We start from the raw sequence: 9397 nt of genomic DNA, 5'->3' as shown, positions 1-9397 counted from the left end.
ACCCGGCGCGTCCTGACCCTGATATCGCGTCGACCCGGCGCTTCCTGACCTCGCGCGAGGTGAGGATGCGCCGGGTCGTGACGTTTCGGGGGTCAGGGTGCGCCGGGTCGTGACGTTTCGGGGGTCAGGTTGCGCCGGGTCGACGACGGTCAGCTGCGCATGGAGACGCCCTCGCGCCAGTAGCCCATGAAGGCGACCTGGCCGCGGTCGAGGCCGAGGTCGTTGACCAGCTTGCGCCGCAGGCCGGTCACGACCTTCGACTCGCCGGCGATCCAGGCGTAGAGGCCGGCGTACGGCGTGTCGGTGGGCACCGTGGTGGCCTCGGCGACCTCCTCGCCGGAGGACGAGTGCACCGGGGTCTCCCACAGGTCGGGGTCGATCTCGTCCTCGGTGACCACGATCGGCTCGGCCGGGGATGCCCCGGTCAGGTGCGCCAGCACGGCGGCGTGCAGCTCCTCGCCGCGCCGACCGCCGTTGCGTGGCAGCCAGGTCAGGCTCACGCCCGGGGGTGCCACGAGGTCCTGGATGTCGCCGTCGACCGGCACCTCCACGATCGCAGCCCCGACGGCGTCGGCAGGCAGGTCCCGCAGCACGCCGCGGATCGCGGGCACGGCGGTCTCGTCGCCCACCAGCAGCAGTCGGCTCGCGCCGCCCGGCGACCACTCGATCCCGCCGAACTCGTGGCCCTTGCGGGGCGCCAGGGTGACCAGGCGCTGCCCGGGCGCGGCCTGCAGCGCCCACCGGTTGCCGGGGCCGTCGGGCGCGTGGCCGTCCTCGCCCTCGTGGACGACGATGTCGACGACCAGGCGGGTGTCCACGCCCTCGCCGAGGACGTCGCGGATCGTGTAGGTCCGCATCGCCCCACGCTCCGCCTCGGGGATCTGGGTCCAGGTCCGCCAGATCGACTCGTCGGCGTCCGCGAACGACGGCAGCGCCCCCGCGGCGTTGGGGAAGATCAGCTTGATCCGCTGGTCGTACGCCGGCCCGTCCGGGCCGAGCTCGGCGAGCGCCTCCCCGCCGAGCACGATCCGGACGTACGACGGCGACACCCGCTCGGCGCTCAGCACCTCGAGCTCGGTGAGGAGCATGGGCAGGGTGGCGACGTACTCGTTCTGCTCGACGGTCATGAGGTCAGGCTAACCTAACTACATGAATCGCCGGTCGGCCGGTGAACCTGCGCTCGTCCTGGGTGGCAACCCACGACAAGCGCAGGAAGTCCCTGACCGGTCAGATGCTCGTGCGGTGGAAGTTCTGGAACGAGCGCGACGGGGTCGGGCCGCGCTGGCCCTGGTAGCGCGAGCCGTACTTCTCCGAGCCGTACGGGTGCTCGCTGGGCGACGAGAGCCGGAAGAAGCAGAACTGCCCGATCTTCATGCCCGGGTAGAGCTTGATCGGCAGGGTCGCCACGTTGGCCAGCTCGAGCGTGACGTGCCCCGAGAACCCAGGATCGACGAAGCCCGCGGTCGCGTGCGTGAGCAGCCCGAGCCGGCCCAGCGACGACTTCCCCTCCACCCGCGCCGCGATGTCGTCGGGCAGCGTCACCACCTCGTACGTCGACCCGAGGACGAACTCGCCGGGATGCAGGATGAACGGCTCGTCGCCCTCCGGCTCCACGACCCGGGTGAGGTCGGACTGGTCGGCAGCCGGGTCGATCGAGGGGTACTTGTGGTTGTCGAAGACCCGGAAGAACCGATCCAGGCGCACGTCGATCGACGACGGCTGCAGCATCGCCGAGTCGTACGGTTCGAGGGCGATCCGTCCGGCGTCGAGCTCACGGGTGATGTCGCGGTCGCTGAGCAGCACGAGCGGCACCCTACCCGCCCGGGCCCGGCGCGCTGTGGGCCCGATCACGGGCGCACAATGGAGCGGTGACCGAGAGGACCTTCACCAAGTACGTCGCCCTGGGCGACTCGTTCACCGAAGGGGTCGGCGACCCCGACCCGGCGCGCCCCAACGGCCTGCGCGGATGGGCGGACCGGACCGCGGAGGCGCTCGCCGTCAAGGCAGCCGCCGAGGGGACCGACCTCGGCTACGCCAACCTCGCCATCCGCGGTCGAAAGCTGCCCGCGATCATCGACGAGCAGGTCGACGCCGCGATCGCGCTCGGCCCCGACCTGGTCAGCATCCACGGCGGCGGCAACGACGTGCTCCGCCCCAAGGTCGACCTCGACGCCCTCGCCGCGACGTACGACGACGCGATCGGCCGGCTCGCCTCCAGCGGCGCCCACGTCGTCATGTTCACCATCGCCGACCCGGGCCTCAACCCGGTGATCAAGGTGATCCGCGGCCGCACCGCCATCTTCAACGAGTGGGTGCGCGAGATCGCCGAGCGGCACGGCGCGACCGTCGTCGACATGTGGCGGATGCGCGGCTGGAAGGTCGCCGAGGTGATGGACGAGGACCGCCTCCACCTCAACGCCGTCGGCCACCAGATGATCGCCATCGCCACCCTCGACGCCCTCGGCGTCCCCCACGACCTGCAGCCGATCCCACCCGCCGCCGTACCCACCCTGAGCCCACGCGAGCAGCGGGCCGCCGACCTCGCCTGGGCCCGCACCCACCTCGCCCCGTGGGTGCAGCGCCGGGTCACCGGACGCTCCTCGGGCGACGGGGTGGAGCCGAAGCGACCGACCTTCCAGCCCATCGGGTAGCATCCTCATCGCTCGGTCCCGACCGGGCAGTGCGGATGTAGCTCAGTTGGTAGAGCGTCAGCTTCCCAAGCTGAATGTCGCGAGTTCGAACCTCGTCATCCGCTCGGATTGATGGCGCGAGCGCGTCGCCGCTGATCGACGCCTCGCCCCCCTCACGCCGGACACTCGCTCCGGTCGCTCGTTCCTCGCTCCCTGCGCTCGCATCCGACGCGAGCGCGGCAACGGCGCCGGCGGCGCCACGCTGCCGCGCACGCGGTTGCCTCGCGTAGGCCCCGCCTTGGTCTGGCGGCAAGCCGGTTCGATGCTGATGGCGCCCGCGCACGCGGTCGAGTTGGGTGCCTCTCGCCTTGGCATGGCGGCAAGCCCTGGCCCGCCGCCACCGATGCCGCGCACGCGGTTGCCTCGCGTAGGCCTCGTCTCGGCGTGGCGGCAAGCCCCGCCACGCCGCCACGGGCGTGAGCGCGTCGGACCACCGACGCCCTCAGTCCAAGCCCTCGAACAGGTCGGTCAGCATCGGCGCCCCGGGCTCGCGCTCGGGCCACGCGACGGCGTACCACTCCCGGCGGCCCCGCCGCTGCCACTGCTCGGTGTCGGTCGGGTCGTCGGACATGACGTGCAGCTGGCTGCGATGCTCGCGCAGGCCGGCGACGATGCGGTGCGTGACGGCTGCGCAGTCGACGGTGATCGCGATCTGCTCGTCCGGTACGCCGCGCATGTGGTAGGTCAGCTCGGGGTCGAAGGTGAACAGCCCGAGCTCGGCGCGTTGACGGTTCCAGCGCTCGAAGACCGACTGCGGGACAGCGCCGTGCGCCAGCCGCCGGAAGCCGCCGCCCCTGCGCGTGCGGAGCTGCTCGAACGCCGCGTCGGTCGCCGCACCGATCGAGATGTGGTCCGGGTGCCCGGAGATCCCGTCCGGGCCGAAGGTCACCACGACCGTCGGCTCCTCCTCCTCGAGGATCCGGGCCACCGCGGCGACGACGTCGGGGAAGGGGACGTCCGCCACGCCACCGTCCGGGAGGCCGAGCCACTCGTGGCGGTCCGGCACGCGGCCCAGCGCCCGCCACGCGGCCTCGTCCTCGCCGCGACGGATCTCGCCGAGCGTCTCCCGGGTGGCCGGGAATCCCGCACGGATGTCGCCGAGCTCGCCGGTCGTCGCGTGGACGAGGACGAACCGGAAGTCCGGGTCGTCGGCGTGCAGCGCAACGCTGCCGGCCGCGCCGTACGCATCGTCGTCGGGATGCGCGAAGACGCAGGCCAGGGTGCGGGTGCGGGCCATACCGCAGTATCGGCGTGCGAGGCCTCGCCGCATAGCCTTCTGCCATGGCGGACTTCCACGGCTTCCCCGTCGCGGCTCTCGACTTCTACGACGACCTGGAGATGGACAACACCAAGTCCTTCTGGGAGGCCCACAAGGGGGTCTACAACGAGAGCGTCAAGGCGCCGATGGTCGCGCTGACCGACGCGCTGGCCCAGGAGTTCGGGGCGGCGAAGGTGTTCCGTCCCTACCGCGACGTCCGCTTCGCCAAGGACAAGACGCCCTACAAGACCCACCAGGGTGCGTTCGTCGGGGTGGGGCCCGCGACGGGCTGGTACGTCGAGGTGGCCGCGCCCGGCGTGCGGGTCGGCGGAGGCGTCTACGAGGCGTCCGGCCCGCACCTCGCCCGGCTGCGGGAGGCGATGGCCGAGGAGAAGACCGGCAAGGTGGTGCAGCGGATCCTGCGCGACCTCGAGCGCGGTGGCTTCGAGCTCGCCGGCGAGCGGCTCAAGACCGTGCCGCGCGGCTACGACAAGGAGCATCCGCGCATCGAGCTGCTCAAGATGAAGACCGTCCTCGGCATGCGCTCCTATGGCTTCGAGCCGTTCGTGCACACCGCCGAGCTGCTCGACCGGGTGCGCGAGGACTGGCGCCGGCTGCGCCCGCTCGTGACCTGGCTGGGCGACGCGATCGCCGAGTGACGGTTGAGCTCGGATCCACCGAAGGTCAGCCGCGGACCCGGCGCAGGAACGCCTCGAGGTTCGTCGTCAGCCGCTCGACCTGCTGCTCGAGGGGGAGCGACTCCGGCAGCCGGCCCTGATCGCTGATCCGCTTGCCGCGCACGTAGAGCGAGCACTGCAGGTCGGCGCAGATGTAGGTGCCGACCGAGTCGCCGTTCTGCCCGGCCTTCCCCGACCGCGGCGCCACCATCAGCACCACGCCGCCGGCGCCGTGCGGGGTCAGGCACAGCGCGCACAGGTTCTTGCGCGGTACGCCGGCGCTGCCGTCGGTCGCCCGGAGCACGATGCCGTACGGCGACCCGTCGACCTGCGCCACGACGTACCCGCGCACCCGCGACTGCGGGTCGCGCCAGCCGAGGAAGTCCAGGTCCTCCCACGGCTGCTCGGCCAGGGAGCGCGGCACGTTGAGCCGCTTCGCCTCGCCCTTGGAGCAGTTGACGAAGGACGCGCGGATCTCGCTCTCGGACAGAGGGCTCATGTCGACCCAGACTACGGACGCGCGCCACCTGTCATCGGCCACGCCCCGCCTGCGTCAGGATGGGCGGATGACGACCAACGAGGAAGCTCACCGCATCGCCCGCGAGAAGGGGGTGAGCGGTCCGCTCTACCGGATCGTGAAGCTCCTGGCGGGCCTGGTCTTCCGCGTGCTGTGCGGGTTCACGGCGACCGGCAAGGAGAACGTCCCGAAGGAGGGGCCGGTCGTCATCGTGCCCAACCACAAGAGCTTCTGGGACCCCTTCTTCGTCGCGATCGTGCTCCGCCGGCCGGTGCACTTCATGGGCAAGGCGGAGCACTTCGACGGCCCGATGGCGCCGATCTTCCTGCGGCTCGGGGCCTTCCCCGTGCGGCGCGGGGAGTCGGACGCGGAGGCGCTCGAGACGTCCCGCGCGATCCTGCGCCGCGGCGACGCGCTCGCGCTGTTCCCCGAGGGCACGCGGGTGCGCGAGGAGGGTCTCGGCGTGCCGAAGCGCGGCGCCGCCCGGTTGGCCATCGAGGCGGGCGCCCCGATCGTCCCGGCGACGATCACCGGCACGGAGAAGCGGCGCTGGCCGCTGCCGCGCAGAGTGCGCCTGGTCTTCGGCACGCCGGTCCCGGTCGAGGGGCTGCAGGCGACTCCCGAGGACGCCGCCGCGGCGATCAACGAGGCCTGGCCGCAGGTCACCGAGGAGTACGCGCGCTGGCGCGAGCGGCCCGGGGCGGTCGCGGCCACCGCCGCAGCGCTGGGCCTCGGCGCGTTGATCGTGCGGCGCCGCCGCCGGCACTGACGCCACGGCGCATCAGGCCGCCAGCCGGCCCGCGTGGTCGGCGATCGCGCCGCGGTAGTGGCGCTCCACCAGCTCATCGACGACCCGGGCCCAGGACCGGTCGGCGACCCGGGAGAGCCCGTTCGCCGCGAGCGCGGCGCGCAGGGATCCGTCCGTGGCCAGCCCCTCAACGGCGGTCCGCAGCGCGGCCGGGTCGTGGGCGTCGTACAACAGGCCGGTGCGGCCGTGCTCCACGAGGTCGAGCGGTCCGCCGATCGCCGGCGCGACGACCGCGACACCGCTGGCCTGCGCCTCCTGGATCGTCTGGCAGAAGGTCTCGTTCAGACCGGTGTGCACGAACACGTCGAGCGAGGCGAACGCCGCGGCCAGGTCCGGCCCGGTCAGCATCCCGGTGAACGTCGCGTCCGGCAGGCGCTGGCGCAGGTACGGCGCCTCCGGGCCGTCGCCGACCACCACCAGCCGGATGCCGGGCACGTCGGCCAGGTCGGCGAGGCGGCGTACCTGCTTCTCCGCGGCCAGGCGGCCGACGTACCCGACGACCGTGGCGCCGTCCGCCTCCCACCGTCGGCGCAGCTCCGCGCTCCGCGCGCCCGGGTCGAAGAGGCCCAGGTCCACGCCCCGGCCCCAGAGGTGGAGTCCGCCGACGCCCAGTCCGTCGAGCTGGTCGTACGCCGCCCGCGACGGCACCAGTGTGCGCGTGGCTCGCCGGTGCAGGCGGGCGACCCAGCGCGCGCACGCGGCCTCGCCGGGCAGGCCGTACTGGCGCAGGTAGCCCGGGATGTCGGTCTGGTAGACGGCGACCGTGGGCAGGTCGCGCCGGCGCGCGGCGCGCAGGCCGGTCCAGCCGAGCACGATCGGCGAGGCCAGATGCACCACGTCGGGCGCGAACCGCGCCAGCACGTCCTCGACCTGGCGGTCCGGCAGGCCGAGCGGGAAGGACGGGTAGCGCGGCACGGCGACCGAGCGCACCCGCACGACCCGTACGCCGCGATAGACCTCCGGCCCGGGCCCGGGAGCGATCACGAGGGGCTCGTGACCGCTGTCGAGCAGGCGGTCCACGACCTGGCGCACCGAGTTGACCACGCCGTTGACGAGGGGGAGGAAGGACTCGGTCACGATCGCCACCTTCATGGCTCCCACGTTCGGCCATCGCCCTGAATGGGCGGTGACCGGCATGCGAATGTCACCGCACCGTCACCCGACATCCGCCCACCCGCGGGCCGGACTTCAGGAACGCACGCTGCCCTGGAGCCATGAACCTCACGACACCGACGATCAGCGTCATCGGCACCGGCTATCTCGGTGCGACCCACGCTGCGTGTCTCGCGGAGCTCGGCTTCCGCGTGGTCGGGGTGGACCGCGACCGCGACAAGATCGCCCGGCTCGCCGCGGGCGAGGCGCCCTTCTCCGAGCCGGGGCTCGACGACCTGCTCCGCCGGCACACCGCCTCCGGGCGGCTGCGCTTCACGACCGCCATCCGGGTGGCCGCCGAGCACGCCGACGTGCACTTCCTGTGCGTCGGCACGCCCCAGTCCGCGGCAGGCCCCGAGGCCGACCTGGCGGGGCTGTGGGCCGCGGTCCGCGACCTCGGTCGCCACCTGACCCGGGACTGCCTGGTGGTGGGCAAGTCCACCGTCCCCGTCGGTACGGCGGCCGCGATGGCCGCCGAGCTCGGGCGGATCGTGCCGCCGCGGATCTCCGCGAACGTCGCCTGGAACCCGGAGTTCCTGCGCGAGGGCCACGGCGTGCAGGACACGCTCCACCCCGACCGCCTGGTGTTCGGCGTGGACTCGCCGTCCGCCGAGCTCACCCTGCGCCTGCTCTACGAGCGGCCGATCGCGGCCGGCGTGCCGGTCCACGTCACCGACCTCGCGACCGCCGAGCTGGCCAAGTCCGCGGCCAACGGGTTCCTCGCCACCAAGGTCTCCTTCGTCAACGCGATGGCCGAGATCAGCGAGCGGGCCGGCGCCGACGTGGTCGCGCTCGCGGACATCCTCGGCGACGACCCGCGGATCGGCCGGAGCTTCCTCGACGCAGGCATCGGCTTCGGGGGCGGGTGCCTGCCGAAGGACATCCGCGCCCTGGCCGCCCGGGCGGCCGCGCTCGGAGCGTCCTCGGCGCCGGCCCTGCTGCACGCGGTCGACGAGGCCAACGCCCGCGCCCGGAGCCGGGTCGCGGACCTCGCCCTCGAGCTCTGCCCCGGAGCGGGCGCCCGGGTCGCCGTCCTGGGCGCGGCCTTCAAGCCGCGCTCCGACGACGTCAGGGACTCCCCGGCGCTCGACATCGCGCGTCGCGTGCACCGGGCCGGCGCCGAGGTCCGCGTCTACGATCCCGAGGCCTCCCTCAACGCCCGTGCCGTCGCACCCGAGCTCACCTATGTCGCCAGCCTGGAGACCGCGCTGCGCGGGGCCGAGCTCGTCCTCCACCTCACCGAGTGGCCGGAGTTCGCCGCGATGGACCCGCGGTGGGCGGCCCGCCTGGTGCGCTGGCCCGTGATCATCGACGGGAGGAACCGGATCGATTCCGGCCGCTGGGCCGCGGCCGGCTGGACCGTCCACTCCGTCGGCCGCCCGCGTCGCGGCGCCCCCGCCCGGGCGCTGGTCGCCGACCCCGCCGGCTGACGTGCCCGCTCGAACGGTCACTCGTCTGGTGGCGCTGGCCGCGGCGCTCGGCGCCGTCGTCGCCGCCCGCCAGGTGCTGCGCCTCCAGGCCGGCCTCGCCCGGCGCACGATCGGCAAGGCGCTGGGGGAGGAGGCGCACCGTGCCGACCGCACCTACAAGAAGAAGTACGGCGACCGCGTCGACCTGCTCGTCCTCGGCGACTCGATCGCGGCCGGCCTCGGTGCCGAGACGCCGCGCCAGACCCTCGGCGCCCAGCTCGCGAGGCGCCTGGCCCGGCAGACCCAGCGTGCGGTGCGGCTGCACACGGCGGCCGTCGTCGGCGCCGAGAGCTCGATGCTGCGCTCGCAGCTGGCCGGCCTGCCCGCCGGCTACCGGCCCGACGTCGCCGTCATCGTCGTCGGCGGCAACGACGTCACCCATCGGGTCCGGCCCGCCACCTCGGCGGAGCATCTCGCCGAGGCGATCGAGGCGCTGCGCGCGGTGGGCTGCGAGGTGGTCGTCGGGACCTGTCCCGATCTGTCCGCGCTCGCCTCGGTCCCGCAACCCCTCCGCGCGCTGGCCGGACGCGTGTCCCGCCAGCTCGCCGAGGAGCAGCGCGCGGTGGCGACCGAGCTCGGTGCCCGGGCCGTCGCGCTGGCCCAGGTCGTCGGTCCGTTCTTCGTCGCGCAGCCCGACGAGATGTTCGCGATCGACCGCTTCCATCCGTCGGGGGCCGGCTACCGGCGTACCGCCAAGGCGCTGCTCCCCAGCGTGCTGGCCGCGCTGGGGCACGCCGAGACCGTGCCGGCGGGGCACTTCGCCCCGGTCGCCGCGGGGTCCTAGGTGTACCCGGCCAGGACGTTGGTAGCGGCGAGCCTGACTGAA

The 9397-nt window shown here is 73.5% G+C and carries 10 protein-coding genes and 1 tRNA gene; 6 read left to right on the top strand and 5 right to left on the bottom strand.

What is annotated here, in order from left to right:
• Positions 1-149: 149 nt before the first annotated feature.
• Positions 150-1127, bottom strand: a complete 978-nt coding sequence (locus tag FHP29_RS00965; protein ID WP_240044224.1) for a siderophore-interacting protein — start codon at positions 1125-1127, stop codon at positions 150-152.
• A 100-nt stretch (positions 1128-1227) separates the two neighbouring features.
• A complete protein-coding gene (dcd, locus tag FHP29_RS00960) occupies positions 1228-1803 on the bottom strand; it encodes a dCTP deaminase (protein WP_139621007.1) in 576 nt (191 codons plus the stop codon).
• A 65-nt stretch (positions 1804-1868) separates the two neighbouring features.
• Here dcd and FHP29_RS00955 point away from each other — a divergent pair, with 65 nt between their 5' ends.
• Positions 1869-2651, top strand: a complete 783-nt coding sequence (locus FHP29_RS00955) for an SGNH/GDSL hydrolase family protein (protein WP_139621006.1) — start codon at positions 1869-1871, stop codon at positions 2649-2651.
• Between the two features lie 31 nt (positions 2652-2682).
• Positions 2683-2755 (top strand) — tRNA-Gly (locus FHP29_RS00950).
• Between the two features lie 377 nt (positions 2756-3132).
• On the opposite strand, the gene FHP29_RS00945 is transcribed toward FHP29_RS00950, so the two are convergent.
• Complete coding sequence (locus FHP29_RS00945; RefSeq protein WP_139621005.1) at positions 3133-3927, bottom strand: PIG-L deacetylase family protein; 795 nt, start codon at positions 3925-3927, stop codon at positions 3133-3135.
• A 44-nt stretch (positions 3928-3971) separates the two neighbouring features.
• Between FHP29_RS00945 and FHP29_RS00940 the strand changes: the two genes are divergently transcribed.
• Positions 3972-4607: a DUF2461 domain-containing protein gene (locus FHP29_RS00940; RefSeq protein ID WP_139621004.1), complete on the top strand. Its 636-nt coding sequence runs from the start codon at positions 3972-3974 to the stop codon at positions 4605-4607.
• Between the two features lie 25 nt (positions 4608-4632).
• Here FHP29_RS00940 and FHP29_RS00935 read toward each other — a convergent pair whose 3' ends face one another.
• Complete coding sequence (locus FHP29_RS00935; protein ID WP_139621003.1) at positions 4633-5124, bottom strand: FBP domain-containing protein; 492 nt, start codon at positions 5122-5124, stop codon at positions 4633-4635.
• Between the two features lie 67 nt (positions 5125-5191).
• Here FHP29_RS00935 and FHP29_RS00930 point away from each other — a divergent pair, with 67 nt between their 5' ends.
• Positions 5192-5911: a lysophospholipid acyltransferase family protein gene (locus FHP29_RS00930; protein WP_158296436.1), complete on the top strand. Its 720-nt coding sequence runs from the start codon at positions 5192-5194 to the stop codon at positions 5909-5911.
• A gap of 12 nt (positions 5912-5923) precedes the next feature.
• Here FHP29_RS00930 and FHP29_RS00925 read toward each other — a convergent pair whose 3' ends face one another.
• Positions 5924-7042, bottom strand: coding sequence for a glycosyltransferase family 4 protein (locus FHP29_RS00925; RefSeq protein ID WP_139621001.1), 1119 nt, complete (start codon positions 7040-7042; stop codon positions 5924-5926).
• A 122-nt stretch (positions 7043-7164) separates the two neighbouring features.
• Between FHP29_RS00925 and FHP29_RS00920 the strand changes: the two genes are divergently transcribed.
• Both FHP29_RS00920 and FHP29_RS00915 read left to right on the top strand, forming a co-directional pair.
• Positions 7165-8532: a UDP-glucose dehydrogenase family protein gene (locus FHP29_RS00920; protein ID WP_139621000.1), complete on the top strand. Its 1368-nt coding sequence runs from the start codon at positions 7165-7167 to the stop codon at positions 8530-8532.
• 28 nt (positions 8533-8560) lie between these two features.
• On the top strand, positions 8561-9355 hold the full coding sequence (locus FHP29_RS00915) for an SGNH/GDSL hydrolase family protein (RefSeq protein ID WP_240044223.1): 795 nt from the start codon (positions 8561-8563) through the stop codon (positions 9353-9355).
• The last annotated feature ends 42 nt before the right edge of the window (positions 9356-9397 follow it).

The organism is Nocardioides albidus, assembly GCF_006335005.1.
Lineage (GTDB): Bacteria > Actinomycetota > Actinomycetes > Propionibacteriales > Nocardioidaceae > Nocardioides > Nocardioides albidus.
The sequence above is the reverse complement of the archived record's forward strand: the minus strand, read 5'-3'. Positions and strand labels throughout refer to the sequence as shown.